The organism is Pseudomonas sp. S60, from assembly GCF_016647865.1.
GTDB lineage: Bacteria > Pseudomonadota > Gammaproteobacteria > Pseudomonadales > Pseudomonadaceae > Aquipseudomonas > Aquipseudomonas parafulva.
Map to the genome: position 1 here is coordinate 53,039 of NZ_JACVVH010000007.1, position 21,460 is coordinate 74,498.

A 21,460-nucleotide genomic window follows, 5' to 3' on the forward strand; every position below is an offset into this window, starting at 1 on the left:
GCATCAAAGGTCGCAGACAAACGTACCGGTGCCATCCAGGATGTTTTCCAGGGTCTGCCTGACCTCATCCAGGTCGCTCAACTCACTGGTCAGGTTGATCTGCAGCACCTCATCGCCCTTCAGGGCATCGCGGTCGCCGGCGGCCACTTCGATCAGCAGGCGTCGGGCGCTCAGGGTCACTTTCAGCCCATCGAGGGTCGATGGCTCGTCGTCCAGGGTGAGGTCCACCGTGTCTTCGTCCGGGTAGCGGGTCAGCAGGAACATCTGGCCCTTGTCACTGTGGCAGCACAGGGTAGCCATGTTGTCTTCCTCGTCATCGCAAGGGGTAGCGAACAGCAGGGCGGTATCGATTTGCATGGCAAGGGCTCGGATCAAAGGAAACGGAAGGGAATTCTGACAGTCTTGCTGGTAGGCATAAACGTAAAGTTACCGCCCCTTGAACGAAATTGTCGCAGCGCTGCAAGCCTTGATGACCGGTCAGTCGGTAAGCTTCGCCCAGCCCTGGGCGTGCCTGCGCACGTTCAACGCCTGATTTCACCGTTCGCCTTGGCACGGGTTGGCTATGGTAGACCCGTGCATGGCGCACGCAGCGACGCTTCAACTACTACAAAGCCCAAGCGGAGTACCACAGATGGCGTTCTTCACCGCAGCCAGCAAAGCCGACTTCCAGCATCAACTGCAAGCGGCCCTGGCGCAGCACATCAGCGAACAGTCCCTGCCACAAGTGGCGCTGTTCGCCGAGCAGTTCTTCGGCATCATCTCACTGGACGAACTCACCCAGCGCAGGCTTTCCGACCTGGCCGGCTGCACCCTCTCGGCCTGGCGCGTCATCGAGCGGTTCGACCCCGCCCAGCCCGTGGTGCGCGTGTACAACCCCGAATACGAACGCAATGGCTGGCAATCGACCCATACCGTGGTCGAGGTGTTGCACGACGACCTGCCGTTCCTGGTGGATTCGGTACGCACCGAGCTCAACCGCCGCGGCTACAGCATTCATACCCTGCAAACCACCGTGCTGAGCGTGCGCCGTGGCGCCAAGGGCGAACTGCTCGAACTGCTGCCAAAAGGCAGCCAGGGCGAAGGCGTTGGCCACGAGTCGCTGATGTACCTGGAGATTGACCGCTGCGCGAACGCCGCCGAGCTGAATGTCTTGGCCCGCGAGATAGAGCAGGTGCTGGCTGAAGTGCGCGTTGCGGTGGCCGACTTCGAGCCGATGAAGGCCAAGTTGCGTGAGGTGGTTGCCCAGGTCGAGCAGACCGCGTTCGGGCCTGCACAGCACGAAAAAGCCGAGGTAACGGCGTTTCTCGAATGGCTGCTGGACAACCACTTCACCTTCCTGGGCTACGAAGAGTTCACCGTCCAGCAAACCGCCGATGGCGGCCAGATGGTGTATGACGAACAGTCGTTCCTGGGCCTGCCCCGGCGCCTGCGGGTGGGCCTCACGGCCGAAGAGCTGCGCATTGAAGACTACGCGGTAGCCTACCTGAACGAGCCGTTGCTGTTGTCGTTCGCCAAGGCTGCCCTGCCTAGCCGTGTGCACCGCCCGGCGTACCCGGACTATGTGTCCATCCGCCAGCTGAACGCCGACGGCCGGGTGCTCAAGGAGCACCGCTTCATGGGCCTGTACACCTCGTCGGTGTATGGCGAGAGCGTGCATGCCATCCCCTACATCCGCGGCAAGGTTGCCGAAGTGGAGCGCCGTTCCGGTTTCGACGCCAAGGCACACCTGGGCAAGGAGCTGGCCCAGGTACTGGAAGTGCTGCCCCGTGACGACCTGTTCCAGACCCCGATCGATGAGCTGTTCAGCACGGTCATGGCCATCGTGCAGATCCAGGAGCGCAACAAGATCCGCGTGTTCCTGCGCAAGGACCCTTATGGGCGCTTCTGTTACTGCCTGGCCTACGTCCCCCGCGAGGTGTACTCCACCGAAGTGCGGCAGAAGATCCAGCAGGTGCTGATGGAGCGCCTGAAGGCCAGCGACTGCGAGTTCTGGACGTTCTTCTCCGAGTCGGTACTGGCCCGTGTGCAGCTGATCCTGCGGGTGGACCCGAAAAACCGCATCGACATCGACCCGCAGCAGCTTGAGCGCGAAGTGGTGCAGGCCTGCCGTTCGTGGCAGGACGACTTCTCTGCGCTGGTGGTGGAAAACTTCGGCGAGGCCCAGGGCACCAACATCCTTGCCGATTTCCCCAAAGGGTTCCCGGCGGGTTACCGTGAACGCTTCGCCGCGCATTCGGCAGTGGTCGACCTGCAGCACGTGCTGGCCTTGTCTGAAAGCAAGCCGCTGGCCATGAGCTTCTACCAGCCGCTGACCCGGGTGGGCGAGCGCACCTTGCACTGCAAGCTGTACCACGCGGACACCCCGCTGGCGCTGTCCGACGTGCTGCCGATCCTGGAGAACCTCGGCCTGCGCGTGCTGGGTGAATTCCCGTACCGCCTGCGCCATGCCAATGGCCGCGAGTACTGGATCCACGACTTTGCCTTCACCTACAGCGAAGGCCTGAGCCTGGATATCCAGCAGCTCAACGATACTTTCCAGGATGCCTTTATCCACATCGTTGGCGGCGATGCCGAGAACGACGCCTTCAACCGCCTGGTGCTGACTGCCGGCCTGCCATGGCGTGACGTGGCATTGCTGCGTGCCTACGCCCGTTACATGAAGCAGATTCGCCTGGGCTTCGACCTGGGCTACATCGCCAGCACGCTGAATAACCACACCGATATCGCGCGGGAGCTCACCCGGCTGTTCAAGACGCGCTTCTACCTGGCGCGCAAGCTCACCCTGGACGACCTGGATGACAAGCAGCAGCGCCTCGAGCAGGCCATCCTGAGCGCACTGGATGACGTGCAGGTGCTCAACGAAGACCGCATCCTGCGGCGCTACCTGGACCTGATCAAGGCCACCTTGCGCACCAACTTCTACCAGACCGACGCCAACGGCCAGAACAAGGCCTACTTCAGCTTCAAGTTCAACCCGAGGCTGGTGCCCGAGTTGCCCAAACCGGTGCCCAAGTTCGAGATTTTCGTCTATTCCCCCCGTGTTGAAGGCGTGCACCTGCGCTTCGGCAACGTGGCCCGCGGTGGCCTGCGCTGGTCGGACCGTGAAGAAGACTACCGCACCGAAGTGCTGGGCCTGGTGAAGGCGCAGCAGGTGAAGAACTCGGTCATCGTGCCGGTGGGTGCCAAAGGCGGCTTCCTGCCCCGGCGCCTGCCGTTGGGTGGCAGCCGTGACGAAATCGCCGCCGAAGGCGTGGCGTGCTACCGCATCTTTATCTCCGGCCTGCTGGACATCACCGACAACCTCAAGGACGGTGGCGTGGTGCCGCCTGCCAACGTGGTGCGCCACGACGACGATGACCCCTACCTGGTGGTGGCGGCCGACAAGGGCACGGCCACCTTCTCGGACATCGCCAACGGCATTGCCATCGACTACGGCTTCTGGCTCGGCGACGCCTTTGCGTCGGGCGGCTCGGCCGGCTACGACCACAAGAAAATGGGTATTACCGCCCGGGGTGCCTGGGTGGGTGTGCAGCGCCACTTCCGTGAGCGCGGCATTGATGTGCAGAAAGACCCGGTTACTGTCATCGGCGTGGGCGACATGGCCGGCGACGTGTTCGGCAACGGTTTGCTGATGTCTGACAAGCTGCAACTGGTGGCCGCGTTCAACCACCTGCATATCTTCATCGACCCCAACCCGGAGCCGGCCTCCAGCTTTGTCGAGCGCAAGCGCCTGTTCGAGCTGCCGCGCTCGGCCTGGACCGACTACGACACCAGCATCATGTCCGAAGGCGGCGGCATCTTCCCCCGCAGTGCCAAGAGCATTGCCATCAGCCCGCAGATGAAGGAGCGTTTCGCCATCGAAGCCGACCGGCTGACCCCCACCGAGCTGCTGAACGCCCTGCTCAAGGCGCCAGTGGACCTGCTGTGGAACGGCGGCATCGGCACCTACGTCAAGGCCAGCAGTGAAAGCCATGCCGACGTTGGCGACAAAGCCAACGATGCACTGCGGGTCAACGGTAACGAGCTGCGCTGCAAGGTAGTAGGCGAGGGCGGCAACCTGGGCATGACCCAGCTTGGCCGGGTGGAATTCGGCCTGCACGGCGGTGCTACCAACACCGACTTCATCGACAACGCCGGCGGCGTGGACTGCTCCGACCACGAGGTCAACATCAAGATCCTGCTCAACGAAGTGGTGCAGGGTGGCGACATGACCGAGAAGCAGCGCAACCAGCTGCTGGGCAGCATGACTGACGAAGTGGGCGCCCTGGTGCTGGGCAACAACTACAAGCAGACCCAGGCGCTGTCGCTGGCGGCCCGCCGGGTGCGCGAGCGCATTGCCGAATACAAGCGCCTGATGGCAGACCTGGAAGCCCGGGGCAAGCTGGACCGCGCCATCGAGTTCCTGCCGTCCGAAGAGCAGCTGGCCGAACGGCTGGCCGCGGGGCAGGGCCTGACCCGTGCGGAATTGTCGGTGCTGATCTCCTACAGCAAGATCGACCTCAAGGAGCAGCTACTCAAGTCCCAGGTGCCGGATGACGACTACCTGACCCGCGACATGGAAACCGCCTTCCCGCCGTCGCTGGTCAGCAAGTTCGCCGAGGCCATGCGCCGTCACCGTCTGAAGCGCGAAATCGTCAGCACCCAGATCGCCAATGACCTGGTCAACAACATGGGCATCACCTTCGTGCAGCGCCTGAAGGAGTCCACTGGCATGAGCCCGGCGAACGTCGCGGGTGCCTATGTGATCGTGCGTGACATCTTCCACCTGCCGCACTGGTTCCGCCAGATCGAGGCGCTGGACTACCAGGTGCCTGCCGAGGTCCAGCTGACCCTGATGGACGAGCTGATGCGCCTGGGTCGCCGTGCTACCCGCTGGTTCCTGCGCAGCCGCCGCAACGAGCAGGACGCCGGGCGCGATTGCGCGCACTTCGGGCCGAAGATCGCGCAATTGGGGCTGAAGCTGGACGAACTGCTGGAGGGCCCGACCCGGGAACGCTGGATGGTTCGCTACCAGAGCTTTGTCGATGCCGGCGTGCCTGAGCTACTGGCGCGCATGGTCGCCGGTACCAGCCACCTCTACACGCTGCTGCCGATCATCGAAGCGGCTGATGTCACCGGCCATGAACCGGCGCAGGTGGCCAAGGCGTTCTTCGCCGTGGGCAGCGCCCTGGACCTGACCTGGTATCTGCAGGAAATCAGCAACCTGCCGGTGGAGAACAACTGGCAGGCGCTGGCGCGTGAGGCGTTCCGTGACGACATCGACCTGCAGCAGCGGGCGATCACCATTTCTGTGCTGCAGATGGTCGATGCACCGCAGGACATGGACGCCCGGGTGGCGTTGTGGGCCGAGCAGCACCGGGTGATGGTGGAGCGCTGGCGTGCCATGCTGGACGACCTGCGCAGTGCCACAGGGCACGACTATGCGATGTACGCGGTGGCCAACCGCGAACTGGTCGACCTGGCCATGAGCGGGCAGGCGACCGTGTTGCCGTCCTGATGATATAGCTGCAATGAGGAAGCCCCGGCAGTGATGCCGGGGCTTTTTCGTTCGCCGTCACGGTTGCAGCGCCTGTGAGGCCGAGCGCCGCTAGCGCGGCGCATCGCGAGCTGCGCTCGCTCCTACGTCTGTTTCGGGCCAGTCACGCCTGTAGCGGGCGCGCTCGACCACCAGGTGCGTGCGACACGATACCCCGTCTTGCGCTAAGGGGTACGCGCGCAAATGCCCCAGGAATAATTGGCCCGAAACAAACGTAGGAGCGAGCGCAGCTCGCGATGCGCCGCGCGGGCGGCGCTCGATCTTATAAGCGCAGCCCCTGTTGCGGCGAACACCAGCCGGCCCTCAGACAATCTCGCCGTGGGCCTACATCGAAGCATGTGAATGCAAAACGGTTCGCCCAGGCTTACTTGAACCTGCGCTCCACGCCTTTCTCCACCAGAATCTTCGCGGAAATCTCTTCAACCGAAAAATGCGTGGAATTGATGTTCGGGATGTTCTCCCGGCGGAACAGGCTCTCGACCTCGCGCACCTCGAACTCGCACTGGGCAAAGCTTGAGTAACGGCTGTTGGGCTTGCGCTCGTGGCGTATGGCGGTGAGGCGGTCGGGGTCGATGGTCAGGCCGAACAGCTTGTTATGGTGCTTTTTCAGCACCGGTGGCAGCTGCAGGCGCTCCATGTCGTCTTCGGTGAGCGGGTAGTTGGCTGCACGGATGCCGAACTGCATGGCCATGTACAGGCAGGTGGGCGTTTTGCCGCAGCGCGACACGCCCACCAGGATCAGGTCGGCCTTGTCGTAATAGTGGGTACGTGCGCCATCGTCGTTGTCCAGGGCGAAGTTGACCGCCTCGATGCGCTCCATGTAATTGGAATTGCCGCCGATCGAGTGGGATTTGCCCACCGAATAGGACGAGTGGGCGGTCAGTTCCTGCTCCAGCGGCGACAGGAACGATGAAAAGATATCGATCATGAAGCCGTTGGAGGTGGCCAGGATCTCGCGAATGTCCTGGTTGACGATGGTGTCGAAGATGATCGGGCGAACGCCATCACGTTCGGCAGCGGTATTGATCTGCTGCACCATGCTGCGGGCTTTTTCAGGCGAGTCTATGTACGGACGGGTGAATTTGTTGAACGGTATGCTCTCGAATTGCGCGAGCAGACTCTGGCCCAGGGTTTCGGCAGTGATGCCGGTGCCGTCGGAGATGAAGAACGCGGTTCGTTTCATTTGCGATCTGGGCCTTAAGATGATGACGTTTCTTGGATATGATAAGTTCGCTTTGCCGAATGCTGCTGTTGGCATTCTCACTTATTTTCCAGGTACAGGCCACAAGCGTCCGGCCCAGTCAACGATGGCAGGCGGCGCCCTTGAGCTTTTCCAATACAGTTAGTGGAGAGATCACCTTGGTAGAGTACGTAGTTTCCCTCGAAAAGCTCGGCGTCCATGATGTGGAGCATGTGGGGGGCAAGAACGCATCCCTGGGCGAGATGATCAGCAATCTTGCCGGTGCCGGCGTGTCCGTGCCGGGCGGCTTTGCCACTACGGCTCAGGCGTACCGTGACTTTCTCGAGCAGAGCGGCCTGAACGACCAGATCCACGCTGCGCTGGACGCCCTGGACGTAGACGATGTCAATGCCCTGGCCAAGACCGGTGCGCAGATCCGCCAGTGGGTGATGGATGCGCAATTCCCGGCCCGCCTGGATGCCGAGATCCGCACCGCCTTCGCCGAAATGTCCAAGGGCAACGACAACATGGCGGTGGCCGTGCGCTCGTCGGCCACTGCCGAAGACCTGCCAGACGCCTCGTTTGCTGGCCAGCAGGAAACCTTCCTCAACATACGCGGTGTCGACAACGTCATCCGTGCGGCCAAGGAAGTGTTCGCCTCGCTGTTCAACGACCGCGCCATCGCCTACCGCGTGCACCAGGGCTTCGACCACAAGCTGGTAGCCCTGTCGGCCGGCGTGCAGCGCATGGTGCGCTCGGAAACCGGTACTGCCGGCGTGATGTTCACACTCGACACCGAGTCCGGCTTCCGTGACGTGGTGTTCATTACCGGCGCCTACGGCCTGGGCGAAACCGTGGTGCAGGGTGCGGTGAACCCTGACGAATTCTATGTGCACAAGAACACCCTGCAGGCCGGCCGCCCGGCCATCCTGCGTCGCAACCTGGGCAGCAAGGCCATCAAGATGATCTACGGCGACGAGGCCAAGGCCGGTCGTTCGGTGAAAACCGTCGACGTGGACCGTGCCGAGCGTGCGCGCTTCTGCCTGAGCGATGCCGAGGTAAACGAGCTGGCCAAGCAGGCCATGATCATCGAACAGCACTACCAGCGCCCGATGGACATCGAATGGGCCAAGGACGGTGATGACGGCCAGCTGTATATCGTTCAGGCGCGCCCTGAAACGGTCAAGAGCCGTTCCAGCGCCAACGTGATGGAGCGCTACCTGCTGAAAGAGAAAGGCACCGTACTGGTCGAAGGCCGTGCCATTGGCCAGCGCATTGGTGCAGGCAAGGTTCGCGTCATCAACGACGTGTCCGAAATGGACAAGGTCCAGCCGGGTGATGTGCTGGTTTCCGACATGACCGACCCGGACTGGGAGCCGGTGATGAAGCGCGCCAGTGCCATCGTCACCAACCGTGGCGGGCGTACCTGCCACGCCGCGATCATTGCCCGTGAGCTGGGTATTCCGGCGGTGGTCGGGTGCGGCAATGCCACGCAGATCCTCAAGGACGGCCAGGGTGTGACGGTTTCCTGCGCTGAGGGCGACACCGGTTTCATCTTCGAGGGCGAGCTGGGCTTCGATATCAAGCAGAACTCGGTCGATGCCATGCCCGAGCTGCCATTCAAGATCATGATGAACGTCGGCAACCCCGATCGTGCTTTCGACTTCGCCCAGTTGCCAAACGCCGGTGTGGGTCTGGCACGTCTGGAGTTCATCATCAACCGCATGATCGGCGTGCACCCCAAGGCCTTGCTGAACTACGCCGGGTTGCCGCCCGAGCTCAAAGACAGCGTCGACAAACGCATCGCCGGCTACGATGACCCGGTCGGCTTCTACGTCGAGAAGCTGGTTGAAGGCATCAGCACCCTGGCAGCGGCGTTCTACCCGAAAAAGGTCATCGTGCGCCTGTCGGACTTCAAGTCCAACGAGTACGCCAACCTGATCGGCGGCAAGCTGTACGAGCCGGAAGAAGAGAACCCGATGCTGGGCTTCCGCGGCGCCTCGCGCTACATCAGCGAAGCCTTCCGTGACTGCTTCGAGCTCGAGTGCCGTGCGCTCAAGCGGGTGCGCAACGAGATGGGCCTGACCAACGTCGAGATCATGGTGCCGTTCGTGCGCACCCTCGGTGAAGCGAGCCAGGTGGTCGACCTGCTGGCCGAGAATGGCCTGGCCCGTGGCGATAACGGCCTGCGCGTGATCATGATGTGCGAGCTGCCGTCCAACGCCATTCTGGCCGACGAGTTCCTCGAGTATTTCGACGGCTTCTCGATCGGTTCCAACGACCTGACCCAACTGACCTTGGGCCTGGACCGTGATTCGGGCATCATCGCCCACCTGTTCGATGAGCGTAACCCCGCGGTGAAAAAGCTGCTGGCCAATGCCATTGCCGCCTGCAACAAGGCCGGCAAGTACATCGGCATCTGTGGTCAGGGCCCATCGGACCACCCGGACCTGGCCAAATGGCTGATGGAGCAGGGCATCGACAGCGTGTCGCTGAACCCGGACTCGGTGCTCGAAACCTGGTTCTACCTGGCCGAAGGCCAGGGCGCAGCCTGATCCAACGAAACGCGGGGCAGCGTCTGGCGTAGCCCCGCCTGGTATTTCCAGGGCGAGTTCCAGCAATGGATCCCGCCCTTTTTTGTGCACCAAGCCATCTGACCTTATGCAAAGCAGCAGCACTCTTTTTCCCGTGGCCTTGCTCAGTGCCGAGCGCCGCGGTGATCTCAGCGAAGACGTCTACCGAATCAAAGCCGGCAATGGCCCCGACCCCACCGTGGAACTGGCGGTAACGCGCCTGGGGCTGGCGGACCAGCGTGTGGTTCAGGGCACCCCGATCATTCTGCTGCACGGCAGCTTCTCCAATCGGCGCTTCTGGTACTCGCCCAAAGGCCTTGGCCTGGGCGCCTATCTGGCGCGGGCCGGCTTCGACGTGTGGATACCGGAAATGCGAGGGCATGGCCTGTCGCCGCGCAACCGCGACTGGTCACATAACTGCGTCGGCGCCTATGCCCGCGATGACTTGCCGGCCATTGCCGCTTTCGTGCGCGAGCAGGCAGGGCAGGTGCCCTATTGGGTAGGCCACTCCCTGGGTGGGACCACGCTGGCAGCGGCACTGGGTGGCGGTTTCTTGAGTGAGGGGCAGGTGGCTGGGGTGGCACTGTTCGGCACCCAGGTCAGCCGCCGCTACTGGCCATTGAAACTCCCGCCTGTGGTGTGGGGTGCAAAAATGCTGCTCAGGCGCTGGGGGCAGTTATCCGGCCCGCGTTTCAAGCGTGGGCCGGAGGACGAACCCATCGGCCTGGCGTTCGAAAGCCTGCGCTGGCACGGCCTCTTCGGCCGCTTTGGCGACAAGCACCAGGATTGGTGGGCCGGGCTTGCCCAGGTGAAGGTGCCGCTGCTGGCCGTTGCCGGTGAGGCCGATGCGCAAGACCCCGTGTGGGCCTGCCGCCAGCTGTTCGCGCAATGGGGCGATGCCCGCAAGCAGTTCATTTGCCTGGGGCCTGAAGAGGGGTTCGAAGCCTTCGGGCATGTCGACATGCTGGTGAGCAAGGCGGCGCAGGCACAGGTATGGCCGCTGGTGGCGCGCTGGCTGCGTGAATCGCCTGCGGGGGTGCAGCGCGCTTGCGACGTATCGCAGCCCTTGACCGCCAGCTGACCGGTGCTCGGTAGTGTTTGCGGCGTCACCGCAGGCAACACATGACTGTGCGGTCCGGGATGACTGCGGCGGCCTCGGCGGTGTAGCCTTGGCCGATACCCGTTTTCGTTGTGACTGACAGGAGCTTCCCATGCAGCATTACGTAACGCCTGACCTGTGTGACGCCTACCCCGACCTGGTGCAGGTGCTGGAACCGATGTTCAGCAATTTTGGTGGCCGTGATTCCTTCGGTGGCCAGATCGTCACCATCAAGTGCTTCGAGGACAACTCACTAGTGCGGGAGCAAGTGGACCTCGATGGCAAGGGCAAGGTGCTGGTGGTAGACGGCGGCGGTTCGCTGCGCCGCGCACTGCTGGGCGACATGCTCGCGGAAAAGGCTGCAAAGAACGGTTGGGAGGGCCTGGTCATCTACGGCTGCGTGCGCGATGTCGACGTGCTGATCCAGACCGACGTCGGCGTGCAGGCGCTGGCCAGCCACCCGATGAAAACCGACAAGCGAGGCATCGGCGACCTGAACGTGGCCGTCACATTCGCAGGCGTCACGTTCCGCCCGGGTGAGTATGTCTATGCCGACAACAATGGCGTGCTGGTTTCGCCTGGCCCGCTGCAGATGCCGGAATGACGCGCCACGCGCGCTGATGGAGCTTTGATGTTCGAGGAAGACAACGCGCAGTGGGGGCTCGTGCACGCCCTGGTGCTCGATGGTAAAGGTGGCGCACATACGATTGCCCGTACCGAACTGGATGCGCTGCAGCTGCAGCCGGAGCAGAGCCTGTGGCTGCACTGGGACCGCAGCCACCCCCAGACCCGCTCCTGGCTGATGCGCGAGAGTGGCCTGAGCGAATTCGCCTGCGAGCTGCTGCTTGAAGAAAACACCCGGCCGCGCCTGCTGCCGATGGCGGACGAGCAGCTGTTGCTGTTCTTGCGAGGGGTAAACCTGAACCCCGGTGCCGAACCGGAAGACATGGTATCGGTGCGCATCTTCGCCCAGGCCCAGCGGGTGATATCCCTGCGGCTGCGGCCGCTTCGCGCCAGCGACGAAATCTTGCAACTGCTGGAACAGGGGAGGGGGCCGAAGTCGGCCTCCGAACTGCTGTTGCTCATGGGTGAGTTGCTGACTGAAAAGGTCCAGGGGCTGGTCAGCGACCTGGCCGAACTGGTAGACGTGGAAGAAGAAAAGGTGGAGTCCGACGAGCGGCATACACCTGAGCAAGGCAGTTTGCAGCAGATCCGTCGGCGTGCGGCTGGCCTGCGACGCTTCCTGGCGCCCCAGCGGGATATCTATGCGCACCTGTCCCGCAGTAAGTGGGCGTGGTTCGCCGATGCCGACGCCGACTACTGGAACGAGCTCAACAACAGCCTCATTCGCTACCTGGAGGAGCTGGAGCTGACCCGCGAGCGGGCAGCGCTGGTGCTGGAAAGCGAGGACCGGCGGCGCAGCGAGCGGATGAACCGCACCATGTACCGCTTTGGCATCATTACCTGCATCTTCCTGCCCATGAGCTTCATTACTGGGCTGTTGGGTATCAACGTGGGTGGCATTCCTGGTGCTCAGAACCCTTATGGCTTCCTGTTCGCGTGCCTTGTCGTGCTTGGGCTTGCGGTCGGGCAATGGTGGCTGTTCAGGCGGCTGCAATGGGTGTGACAGATGCGTCTGGGGCCGTGCTGGCGACGCCGGTTGTGACCCACTGGCCGGCGGCCTCGTCTCTTGCTGATACTGCGCGAGGTGCCCATGCACGATCCGTTTGAACAATCCCTGCGTGACCTGCTCAAGGCGTCACCGTCCGGCAACGATCGCCATGACAGCGACGACGCTGCCTGCCTGGGTCGTGTGCTGAAAACCGCCAACCGTCAGGTGGGTGCCGGTGACCTGTTCAGCCTGCTTGGCCGCTGGAGCCAGGCGCTGCTGATCGCCGTCAACAATGGCTCGGCGCATGTGGCGCCGGTGCGCAGACATTCTTCCCGCAACGCTGCCAACGGCAGCAAAGCAGATAAGGCCGATTGAATATGGAACTCGATCTCTGGACCCAGAGCCTGGTCACCGCGATGACCGCCCTTTGGACCAAAGTGGCGAACTTCATCCCTAACCTGTTTGGCGCACTGGTCGTGGTATTGCTCGGCTTTGTCGTGGCCAAGCTGCTCGACACGCTGCTTTCCAAGCTGTTGGCCAAATTTGGCCTGGACCGCCTGATGGGCGGAACCGGCTTGACCAAGATGCTGGGCCGGGTGGGCATTCAGGTGCCCATCTCCACCCTGATCGGCAAGATCGTCTACTGGTTCGTGCTGCTGGTATTCCTGGTGTCGGCCGCCGAGTCCCTGGGCCTGGAGCGTGTGTCGGCAACACTCGACATGCTCGCCCTGTACCTGCCCAAGGTGTTCGGCGCAGCCCTGGTGCTGCTGGCCGGGGTGCTACTGGCTCAGGTGGCCAACGGGTTGGTGCGTGGCGCTGCCGAGGGCATCGGCCTCGAATACTCCGCAGGCCTGGGGCGCATTACCCAGGGCCTGGTGATCATCATCAGCATTTCTGTCGCGATCAGCCAGCTTGAGGTCAAGACCGATCTGCTCAACCACGTGATCGTGATTGGCCTGATTACCGTTGGTCTGGCCGTGGCGCTCGCCATGGGCCTGGGCAGCCGCGAGATTGCCGGGCAAATCATCGCCGGCATCTATGTGCGCGAGCTGTTCCAGGTAGGCCAGCACGTGCGGATTGGCGAGGTCGAAGGGCACATCGAGGAAATCGGCACGGTCAAGACAACCTTGCTCACAGATGAAGGCGAGCTGGTGTCACTGTCCAACCGTGCGTTGCTGGAGCAGCGGGTCAATAGCCGCTGAGCGCCCAAAGCTGTTAATGTATGCCGCCGCGAAAACAGACCTGATGGGGTTTCGCGGCGACATTGACCTGACTGTCGGCCAGATCCGTTTTGAATAAAGTGCCTTCGCCGCCCATGCGTTATGAACCCCGCGAGCTCACAGACGAAGAGTTGGTGGCGCGATCGCATGAGGAGCTGTACCACGTTACGCGCGCCTATGAGGAGCTCATGCGGCGCTACCAGCGAACCCTGTTCAACGTGTGTGCACGTTATTTGGGGAACGACCGTGACGCCGACGATGTCTGTCAGGAAGTGATGCTGAAGGTGCTGTACGGCCTGAAGAATTTCGAAGGGAAATCCAAGTTCAAGACCTGGTTGTATAGCATCACCTACAACGAGTGCATCACGCAGTACCGCAAGGAGCGTCGCAAGCGTCGACTGATGGATGCGTTGAGTCTCGACCCTGTTGAAGAGGCGTCCGAGGACAAGGCGCCGAAAGCCGAAGAAAAAGGGGGCCTGGATAAGTGGCTGGTTCATGTGAACCCGATTGACCGTGAAATCCTGGTGCTGCGCTTTGTCGCAGAACTGGAGTTCCAGGAAATCGCCGATATCATGCACATGGGCTTGAGCGCAACCAAAATGCGTTACAAGCGTGCGCTCGACAAGCTTCGAGAGAAATTTGCCGGTCTCGATGAAACTTAGTGGCCAGCAAATATCTCTAACCAACCGGCGAGTTCTGCTAGACTTGCCGTCGAGTTGTCCCCCTTGTTTTTGGTGGGACTGCTTAACTATCACCAGATGGGGATTTAACGGATGAAACTGAAAAACACCTTGGGCTTGGCCATTGGTTCGCTCGTAGCCGCCACTTCGATTGGCGCTATGGCACAAGGTCAAGGCGCCGTCGAGACTGAAATCTTCTACAAGAAAGAATTCTTCGACAGCCAGCGCGACTTCAAAAACGACGGTAACCTGTTCGGCGGTTCGATCGGTTACTTCCTGACCGACGACGTCGAGCTGCGTCTGGGCTACGACGAAGTCCACAACGCTCGTGGCGACGACGGCAAGAACATCAAGGGCTCCAACACTGCCCTGGACGCCGTTTACCACTTCAACAACCCGTACGACGCTATCCGTCCGTACGTTTCCGCTGGTTTCTCGCACCAGTCGATCGGCCAGACCGGCCGTGGTGGTCGTAACCACTCCACCTTCGCCAACGTTGGCGCAGGCGCCAAGTGGTACATCACTGACATGTTCTACGCCCGTGCCGGCGTAGAAGCTCAGTACAACATCGACCAGGGCGACACCGAGTGGGCACCTAGCGTTGGTGTTGGTCTGAACTTCGGCGGTAGCCCGAAAAACCAAGCTGCTCCAGCACCTGCTCCAGTAGCTGAAGTGTGCACCGACTCCGACAACGACGGCGTTTGCGACAACGTTGACAAGTGCCCGGACACCCCGGCCAACGTCACTGTTGACGCCGATGGCTGCCCAGCTGTTGCTGAAGTCGTTCGCGTTGAGCTGGACGTCAAGTTCGACTTCGACAAGTCGGTCGTCAAGCCTAACAGCTACGGCGACATCAAAAACCTGGCTGACTTCATGAAGCAGTACCCACAAACCACCACCGTGGTTGAAGGTCACACTGACTCCGTGGGTCCAGACGCTTACAACCAGAAGCTGTCCGAGCGTCGCGCCAACGCTGTCAAGCAAGTCCTGACCCAGCAGTACGGCGTAGAATCCAGCCGTGTTGACTCGGTTGGCTACGGCGAAACCCGTCCGGTTGCTGACAACTCCACCGAAGAAGGCCGTGCTATCAACCGTCGCGTTGAAGCTCAGGTAGAAGCCCAGGCCAAGTAATTGGTTTGAAGCTTCATGAAAAACCCGGCTCAGGCCGGGTTTTTCTTTGCCTGCCTGTAATGTGTGATTGGCGCGCAGGCGAGTGGGCGGGTGAGTAGGCTTTCGGGCCACGATGTGCTGTCCTGTGAGGCCTTCGCTGGCTATAATCGCCCCTCACCCATACCCCGAGCCTTGCCCGCCCATGTATAACCTGGCCCGCCAGCTGCTGTTCAAGCTTTCCCCGGAAACCTCTCACGACCTGTCACTGGACCTGATCGGTGCAGGTGGCCGCCTGGGGCTCAACGGTAAGCTATGTAAACAGCCAGCAGCGTTGCCGGTGACCGTGATGGGCCTGAACTTCGCCAACCCGGTCGGCCTGGCTGCAGGCCTGGACAAGAATGGCACGGCCATCGATGGCTTCGCCCAGCTTGGCTTCGGCTTTGTCGAGGTCGGTACGGTTACCCCGCGCCCACAGCCGGGTAATCCCAAGCCCAGGCTGTTCCGCCTGCCTGAAGCCACTGCCATCATCAACCGCATGGGCTTCAACAACCTGGGTGTCGACCATTTGCTGGCGCGCGTGCGTGCTGCGCGGTACCGCGGTGTGCTGGGCATCAATATCGGCAAGAACTTCGATACACCGGTTGAACGCGCCGTGGATGATTACCTCATCTGCCTGGGCAAGGTGTACAACGCGGCCAGCTATATCACCGTCAACGTCAGCTCGCCCAATACACCCGGCCTGCGCAGCCTGCAGTTCGGTGATTCACTCAAGCAATTGCTCGATGCCTTGGCCGAGCGCCGTGAGCAATTGGCGTCGGCAAGTGGCAAGCGTGTGCCGCTGGCTATCAAGATCGCACCGGACATGAACGACGAAGAGACTGCACTGGTGGCCGCTGCGCTGGTTGCGTCGGGCATGGATGCAGTGATCGCCACCAACACCACACTGGGCCGTGAGGGCGTCGAAGCGTTGCCGTATGGCGCTGAGGCGGGCGGGTTGTCGGGTGCTCCGGTTTTGCAGAAGAGCACGCATATCGTCAAGGTGCTAGCAGGGGAGTTGGGTGGCAAGTTGCCCATCATTGCTGCGGGCGGTATCACCGAGGGCCGGCATGCGGCTGAGAAAATCGCTGCGGGGGCCAGCCTGGTTCAGGTCTATTCCGGCTTCATCTACAAGGGCCCGGCGCTTGTGCGCGAGGCGGTCGATGCCATAGCAGCCATGCCCCGGCCTTGAATGGCCCAAAATAAGGGCCCCTTGAAGGGGCCCCTGGGCCTCAGCCCGCCGCCCGGATGGGGCGTGCATGGTAAATCGAATTCAGCGTCCTCGATCAGCCAACGGCGTGATTTTCGTTGAGTCTATGGATGCCAGCGGTGCCCGTCATGCCGTCCCAGTTATCGCCGCGGCCCTCCCGCCAGCCGTTGATCCAGGCTTGGCGCACAGAAGGAAGATTGAAGGGGCAAAGCTCGCGGGATTTGCCGGTGACCCCGTATTGGTAGCCACGTGAATATGCTCTTTCCAACGGATCACGCTTAAGTCTTCTCATAGGGTGTTGCCCTCACTTGTTGACTGTAATGTCCCGTCGGCCTCCAAGAGGCCGGGCAGAATCGTTCTGCCGGTGTTCGCTCGCTGCCGGCGTCGCGAGCGTGTTGTGCCGCCTCGTTGCGAAGCAGCCTGAGACCAGTTCTAACCAATGCAGGACAGCGTGTGAATGATCGATTTGTCATAAGCACGTAACCTTTCCAAGGGTCAGGGGATAAGTAAATAAATGCGACTCAACCTTATTTGGCCTTGAGGCCGGTATGACCGGGGTTTGCTGAACGTTGACGTCATTTTGCCACCGCTGTTGGCGGTGCTAGGAAATATCTTGAAATGCGACGAAGGGTCACATGTGCCCCTGACGTTGCCAGAATTTTACGTACTGCCTGATGATCTAAGCTGTCTTTGCCCCGTGGCCAAGCGCGCATCCATCAGGCGGCCCGGCCCTAGTGGCACCCAAGGGGGTGTGCAGGGCCACCCGCAAGCCTGTTGGAAAGGTTTGCGGGCAAACATCGCGGGGTGATGCGTTGCCCCGTCTGTCAAATAGCCCAAGGCTCTGGATTACTCATGTCGGACCGTTTCGAACTCTACCTCACCTGTCCCAAAGGCCTGGAAGGGCTGCTCGCTGAAGAGGCGCGTGGCCTTGGCCTTGAAGAGGTGCGCGAACACACCTCGGCCATTCGCGGCGCCGCCGACATGGAAACCGCCTACCGCCTGTGCCTGTGGTCGCGCCTGGCCAACCGTGTGTTGCTGGTCCTCAAGCGTTTTTCCATGAAGAACGCTGATGACCTTTATGATGGGGTACACGCCGTGGACTGGGCCGACCACCTGGCTGCCGATGGCACGCTGGCGGTGGAGTTCAGCGGCCACGGGTCGGGTATCGACAACACCCACTTTGGCGCCCTCAAGGTCAAGGACGCCATTGTCGACAAGTTGCGCAACCGGGATGGGCTGCGCCCTTCTGTAGAGAAGATCGACCCTGACGTGCGCGTGCACCTGCGCCTTGACCGTGGCGAGGCCATCCTTTCCCTTGACCTTTCCGGCCACAGCCTGCACCAGCGGGGCTACCGCCTGCAGCAGGGCGCTGCGCCGCTGAAAGAAAACCTGGCGGCCGCGGTGCTGATACGTGCCGGCTGGCCGCGCATCGCCGCTGAGGGCGGCGCGCTGGCTGACCCGATGTGTGGCGTGGGCACGTTCCTGGTGGAAGCCGCAATGATCGCTGCCGACATTGCACCTAACCTCAAGCGTGAACGCTGGGGCTTCACGGCCTGGTTGGGCCATGTGCCGGCGTTGTGGCGCAAGGTTCACGAGCAGGGCCAGGCCCGCGCCGAGGCTGGGCTGGCCAAGCCGCCGCTGTGGATCCGTGGCTATGAAGCCGACCCGCGGCTGATTCAGCCCGGTCGCAATAACGTCGAGCGTGCCGGCCTCAGCGACTGGGTGAAGATCTACCAGGGTGAGGTCAGTACCTTCGAGCCGCGCCCGGACCAGAACCAGAAGGGCCTGGTGATCAGTAACCCGCCGTATGGCGAGCGCCTGGGTGACGAGGCCAGCCTGCTGTATCTCTACCAGAACCTGGGCGAACGCCTGCGGCAGGCGTGCATGGGCTGGGAAGCGGCGGTCTTTACCGGTGCCCCGCAGCTCGGCAAGCGCATGGGGTTGCGTAGCCACAAGCAATACGCGTTCTGGAACGGTGCCTTGCCGTGCAAGCTGCTGCTGTTGAAAGTGCAGCCTGACCAGTTCGTGACGGGTGAGCGTCGTGACTCCGGCGTAGACGCAGCGCCGGAGCATGCGCAGGCGCCGCAGGCCAGTGAGCCGGCGCGCTTGTCTGAGGGCGCGCAGATGTTTGCCAACCGGCTGCAGAAAAACCTCCGCCAGCTTGGCAAGTGGGCGCGTCGCGAGCAGGTCAGTTGCTACCGCCTGTACGATGCCGACATGCCTGAATATGCACTGGCGGTAGACCTGTACGAAGACTGGGTGCATGTGCAGGAGTATGCTGCGCCCAAGTCCGTTGACCCGGATAAAGCGCAAGCGCGCTTGTTGGATGCGCTGGCGGCCATTCCTCAGGCATTGGGCATTTCGCCGCAGCGTGTGGTACTCAAGCGCCGTGAGCGCCAGAGCGGTACACGCCAGTATGAGCGCCAGGCTACTGAAGGCCGCTTCCAGGAAGTCACGGAGGGTGGGGTGAAGTTGTTGGTCAACCTGACCGACTACCTCGACACTGGCCTGTTCCTCGACCACCGCCCCATGCGCCTGCGCATTCAGCGTGAGGCGGCCGGCAAGCGTTTCCTGAACCTGTTCTGCTATACCGCGACCGCAACCGTACACGCGGCCAAGGGCGGCGCACGCAGCACCACCAGCGTGGACTTGTCCAAAACGTATCTGGACTGGGCGCGGCGCAACCTGGCACTGAACGGTTTTTCAGAACGTAATCGCCTGGCCCAGGGTGACGTGATGGCTTGGCTCGAAGCCGAGCGCGAAAGCTACGACCTGATCTTCATCGACCCGCCGACCTTCTCCAACTCCAAGCGTATGGAAGGGGTATTTGATGTGCAGCGTGACCACGTTCAGTTACTGGACCTGGCCATGGCGCGCCTGGCGCCAGGCGGTGTGCTGTACTTCTCCAACAACTTCCGCAAGTTCCAGCTGGACGAGCACTTGACGGCGCGCTATGCGGTGGAAGAAATCACGGCACAGACCCTTGACCCTGACTTCGCGCGCAACAACCGTATTCACCGGGCCTGGCGCTTGCAACTGCGGTAAACCCGGGTGACGCCGGGCCCCATCAGCGGGGCCCGGCACTGCGGTATCAGTTGGCCGCCGTACCGTTGGTCAGCTTTGGCTGGCGGTACAGGTCGAGCAGTACCTGGTCGAGTACCTGGGAGGCGCCCCACGGTTTAGGGTCGTTCAGGATCGCCGACACCGCCCAGGTGTGGCCGTTGCTGTCGCGGCTGAAACCCGCAATGGCCCGTACCGTATTGAGCGTGCCGGTCTTGATGTGGCCTTCGCCGGCCATGGCCGTACGCTTGAGGCGCTTGCGCATGGTGCCATCCATGCCCACCAGTGGCATCGAACTCATGAACTCTGCAGCGTAGGGGCTGTGCCAGGCGGCCTGCAGCATGGCCGCCATTTCCCGTGTGCTGACCCGCTCGGCGCGGGACAGGCCAGAGCCGTTTTCCATCACCAGATGCGGGGCGGTGATCCCTTTCTTGGCCAGCCATTGGCGCACCACACGTTGCGCAGCGCGGGCGTCATCGCCATCGGCATCGGTACGGAACTGCGCGCCCAGGCTCAGGAACAGCTGCTGAGCCATGGTGTTGTTGCTGTATTTGTTGATGTCGCGGATCACTTCCACCAGGTCTGGCGAAAATGCGCGCGCCAGCAGGCGGGCGCTTTTGGGGACGTTTTCGACGCGGTTGCCGCCCTGGATGGTCCCGCCCAGTTCTGCCCAGATGGCGCGCACGGCGCCTGCAGCGTAAGTGGGGTGATCGAGCAGCGACAGGTAGGTTTGCGAGTTGCAGCCGTCGCCCAGTTGGCCGCTGACCGTGACGCTGATGCCGTCGGCCTGGGGTACCGGGTTGTAGCGTACGTCGCCTGCGCAGTTCTTCGACGTCACCGCCTTGACCTGGTTGTCGATGCGAATACTGGCGATGGGCGGCTCAACCGCGATGGTGACCTTGCCGCCATCGTTGCGGGCCACGAACCGCAGCGCCTTGAGGTTGATTAGCAGCGAGTCGGGCTTGACCAGGAACGGCTTGTTCTGATCACCACCGTCGTCATTGAACTGCGGCAGGTTAGGTTGCACGAAGTGGCTGCGGTCCAGTACCAGGTCGCCGGTGATGGTGCGCACGCCATTGGCACGCAGGTCACGCATCAGCAGCCACAGCTTTTCCATGTTCAACTTCGGGTCACCGCCACCTTTAAGGTACAGGTTGCCGTTGAGCACGCCATTGCTGAGAGGGCCATCCGTGTAGAACTCGGTTTTCCACTGGTACGTGGGGCCGAGCAGCTCAAGGGCTGCATAGGTGGTGACCAGCTTCATGGTCGACGCCGGGTTGACCGACACATCGGCGTTGAACACCGTGGCGGTACCGGGCCCATCCAGCGGCAGCATGACCAGCGACAGGGCATTGTCCTGGAGTTTGTTGGCCTTGAGGGCCTGCTGCACTTTGGCGGGCAGGGTGGTATTGACGGCAGCAGCCTGGCTGGACAGTGCAAACGGCAGCAGCAAGCCGGCGAGAACGAGGGGGCGAAGCGTTTTGATCATGATAGATGGATACCCTACAACGAGGAGAAAGGGCATTGGGGCGATAAGAAGATGATGGCCCCAGGATTAAAGAATACGCATTATGCCCCAAGCGTTGCCTGGTTGGGTCAGGTTCGATGCACGCTGTATGCAAAGTCGGGTCATATAAACGAGTTGGGGCCGCTTCGCGGCACATCGCCGGCAAGCCAGCCCCTGCAAGGTTCGTGGGGAACCCGTGGGGGCCGGTTTGCCGGCGATGGCTGCAAAGCAGCCCCACATGCACACCTGGATGTTGCTACAGGTCGTGCGCTGCGATCACGTCAGGCAGGGATTATTCTGCCTTGTTGATCGGCTTTTCCGGGTACCAGGCATCCAGCAGCGGGCTGACTTCGACTTTGGTCAGTTCGCTGCGGCCTTTGAGCCAGGACTCTACGGCAGCACGCTGTTCTTCGCTGACCGAGCCACGTTTGACCGAGCACACCAGGCCGAAATCGTCACCGCCTACATAGTCCAGGCCATTGGCGTCCATGGCTTCTGCCAGGAACGCGTCGAGGAAAGCATCGATTGCCTGGTCATCCAGATCTTCCTTGAATTCCAGGTTCAGCTCGAAGCCCAATTCCTGAAACTCGTCGACACACAGCTTTTTGCGCAGACGACGGGAGCGGTTTGTGGCCAT

At 61.9% G+C, this 21,460-nt stretch carries 16 protein-coding genes; 11 read left to right on the top strand and 5 right to left on the bottom strand.

The window, feature by feature from the left end:
• Window positions 1–3 precede the first annotated feature (3 nt).
• Window positions 4–357 carry a hypothetical protein gene (locus tag IAE33_RS05415; protein ID WP_201162712.1) on the bottom strand — a complete coding sequence of 118 codons (354 nt, stop codon included), beginning with the start codon at window positions 355–357 and terminating at the stop codon, window positions 4–6.
• Between the two features lie 274 nt (window positions 358–631).
• Here IAE33_RS05415 and IAE33_RS05420 point away from each other — a divergent pair, with 274 nt between their 5' ends.
• Window positions 632–5,497: an NAD-glutamate dehydrogenase gene (locus IAE33_RS05420; protein WP_201162714.1), complete on the top strand. Its 4,866-nt coding sequence runs from the start codon at window positions 632–634 to the stop codon at window positions 5,495–5,497.
• 403 nt (window positions 5,498–5,900) lie between these two features.
• On the opposite strand, the gene ppsR is transcribed toward IAE33_RS05420, so the two are convergent.
• A complete protein-coding gene (gene ppsR / locus IAE33_RS05425; protein WP_028632418.1) occupies window positions 5,901–6,719 on the bottom strand; it encodes a posphoenolpyruvate synthetase regulatory kinase/phosphorylase PpsR in 819 nt (272 codons plus the stop codon).
• Window positions 6,720–6,895: 176 nt separating this feature from the next.
• Between ppsR and ppsA the strand changes: the two genes are divergently transcribed.
• The 9 genes from ppsA to IAE33_RS05470 all read left to right on the top strand — a co-directional run bounded on the left by ppsA (window position 6,896) and on the right by IAE33_RS05470 (window position 16,238).
• A complete protein-coding gene (gene ppsA, locus IAE33_RS05430; protein WP_201162716.1) occupies window positions 6,896–9,271 on the top strand; it encodes a phosphoenolpyruvate synthase in 2,376 nt (791 codons plus the stop codon).
• Window positions 9,272–9,377: 106 nt separating this feature from the next.
• Window positions 9,378–10,370, top strand: a complete 993-nt coding sequence (locus IAE33_RS05435; RefSeq protein WP_201162718.1) for an alpha/beta fold hydrolase — start codon at window positions 9,378–9,380, stop codon at window positions 10,368–10,370.
• Window positions 10,371–10,500: 130 nt separating this feature from the next.
• A complete protein-coding gene (gene rraA, locus IAE33_RS05440) occupies window positions 10,501–10,992 on the top strand; it encodes a ribonuclease E activity regulator RraA (RefSeq protein ID WP_201162720.1) in 492 nt (163 codons plus the stop codon).
• Between the two features lie 27 nt (window positions 10,993–11,019).
• Complete coding sequence (locus tag IAE33_RS05445) at window positions 11,020–12,015, top strand: zinc transporter ZntB (RefSeq protein WP_201162722.1); 996 nt, start codon at window positions 11,020–11,022, stop codon at window positions 12,013–12,015.
• Between the two features lie 87 nt (window positions 12,016–12,102).
• Window positions 12,103–12,375, top strand: a complete 273-nt coding sequence (locus IAE33_RS05450) for a hypothetical protein (RefSeq protein ID WP_028632423.1) — start codon at window positions 12,103–12,105, stop codon at window positions 12,373–12,375.
• A gap of 2 nt (window positions 12,376–12,377) precedes the next feature.
• Entirely contained in the window at window positions 12,378–13,202 is an 825-nt protein-coding gene (locus tag IAE33_RS05455; protein ID WP_201162724.1) for a mechanosensitive ion channel family protein, read from the top strand.
• Between the two features lie 113 nt (window positions 13,203–13,315).
• Entirely contained in the window at window positions 13,316–13,882 is a 567-nt protein-coding gene (gene sigX, locus IAE33_RS05460; protein WP_033727927.1) for an RNA polymerase sigma factor SigX, read from the top strand.
• A 111-nt stretch (window positions 13,883–13,993) separates the two neighbouring features.
• Window positions 13,994–15,031, top strand: coding sequence for an OmpA family protein (locus IAE33_RS05465; protein ID WP_201162726.1), 1,038 nt, complete (start codon window positions 13,994–13,996; stop codon window positions 15,029–15,031).
• A gap of 181 nt (window positions 15,032–15,212) precedes the next feature.
• Window positions 15,213–16,238, top strand: coding sequence for a quinone-dependent dihydroorotate dehydrogenase (locus IAE33_RS05470; RefSeq protein WP_201162728.1), 1,026 nt, complete (start codon window positions 15,213–15,215; stop codon window positions 16,236–16,238).
• Between the two features lie 94 nt (window positions 16,239–16,332).
• Here the strand turns inward: IAE33_RS05470 and rmf are convergent, their stop codons facing one another.
• Complete coding sequence (gene rmf, locus IAE33_RS05475; RefSeq protein WP_003248687.1) at window positions 16,333–16,548, bottom strand: ribosome modulation factor; 216 nt, start codon at window positions 16,546–16,548, stop codon at window positions 16,333–16,335.
• 560 nt (window positions 16,549–17,108) lie between these two features.
• Here rmf and rlmKL point away from each other — a divergent pair.
• Window positions 17,109–19,301: a bifunctional 23S rRNA (guanine(2069)-N(7))-methyltransferase RlmK/23S rRNA (guanine(2445)-N(2))-methyltransferase RlmL gene (gene rlmKL / locus IAE33_RS05480; RefSeq protein WP_201162730.1), complete on the top strand. Its 2,193-nt coding sequence runs from the start codon at window positions 17,109–17,111 to the stop codon at window positions 19,299–19,301.
• Window positions 19,302–19,347: 46 nt separating this feature from the next.
• Here rlmKL and dacB read toward each other — a convergent pair whose 3' ends face one another.
• Together dacB and IAE33_RS05490 are read right to left on the bottom strand one after the other, a co-directional pair.
• Complete coding sequence (dacB, locus tag IAE33_RS05485) at window positions 19,348–20,805, bottom strand: D-alanyl-D-alanine carboxypeptidase/D-alanyl-D-alanine endopeptidase (protein WP_201162732.1); 1,458 nt, start codon at window positions 20,803–20,805, stop codon at window positions 19,348–19,350.
• Window positions 20,806–21,115: 310 nt separating this feature from the next.
• Window positions 21,116–21,460 (bottom strand): YggL family protein, encoded by a 345-nt coding sequence (locus tag IAE33_RS05490; protein WP_028632430.1) that lies wholly within the window; start codon window positions 21,458–21,460, stop codon window positions 21,116–21,118.

What these genes read in the sequence shown, in the direction of transcription:
- rmf (WP_003248687.1), bottom strand. Translation starts at nt 16,548, where the DNA reads ATGAGAAGACTTAAGCGTGATCCGTTGGAAAGAGCATATTCACGTGGC.
- IAE33_RS05490 (WP_028632430.1), bottom strand. Translation starts at nt 21,460, where the DNA reads ATGGCCACAAACCGCTCCCGTCGTCTGCGCAAAAAGCTGTGTGTCGAC.
- rraA (WP_201162720.1), top strand. Translation starts at nt 10,501, where the DNA reads ATGCAGCATTACGTAACGCCTGACCTGTGTGACGCCTACCCCGACCTG.
- ppsR (WP_028632418.1), bottom strand. Translation starts at nt 6,719, where the DNA reads ATGAAACGAACCGCGTTCTTCATCTCCGACGGCACCGGCATCACTGCC.
- IAE33_RS05420 (WP_201162714.1), top strand. Translation starts at nt 632, where the DNA reads ATGGCGTTCTTCACCGCAGCCAGCAAAGCCGACTTCCAGCATCAACTG.
- rlmKL (WP_201162730.1), top strand. Translation starts at nt 17,109, where the DNA reads ATGTCGGACCGTTTCGAACTCTACCTCACCTGTCCCAAAGGCCTGGAA.
- IAE33_RS05455 (WP_201162724.1), top strand. Translation starts at nt 12,378, where the DNA reads ATGGAACTCGATCTCTGGACCCAGAGCCTGGTCACCGCGATGACCGCC.
- IAE33_RS05415 (WP_201162712.1), bottom strand. Translation starts at nt 357, where the DNA reads ATGCAAATCGATACCGCCCTGCTGTTCGCTACCCCTTGCGATGACGAG.
- IAE33_RS05465 (WP_201162726.1), top strand. Translation starts at nt 13,994, where the DNA reads ATGAAACTGAAAAACACCTTGGGCTTGGCCATTGGTTCGCTCGTAGCC.
- IAE33_RS05445 (WP_201162722.1), top strand. Translation starts at nt 11,020, where the DNA reads ATGTTCGAGGAAGACAACGCGCAGTGGGGGCTCGTGCACGCCCTGGTG.
- dacB (WP_201162732.1), bottom strand. Translation starts at nt 20,805, where the DNA reads ATGATCAAAACGCTTCGCCCCCTCGTTCTCGCCGGCTTGCTGCTGCCG.
- sigX (WP_033727927.1), top strand. Translation starts at nt 13,316, where the DNA reads ATGCGTTATGAACCCCGCGAGCTCACAGACGAAGAGTTGGTGGCGCGA.
- IAE33_RS05450 (WP_028632423.1), top strand. Translation starts at nt 12,103, where the DNA reads ATGCACGATCCGTTTGAACAATCCCTGCGTGACCTGCTCAAGGCGTCA.
- IAE33_RS05435 (WP_201162718.1), top strand. Translation starts at nt 9,378, where the DNA reads ATGCAAAGCAGCAGCACTCTTTTTCCCGTGGCCTTGCTCAGTGCCGAG.
- IAE33_RS05470 (WP_201162728.1), top strand. Translation starts at nt 15,213, where the DNA reads ATGTATAACCTGGCCCGCCAGCTGCTGTTCAAGCTTTCCCCGGAAACC.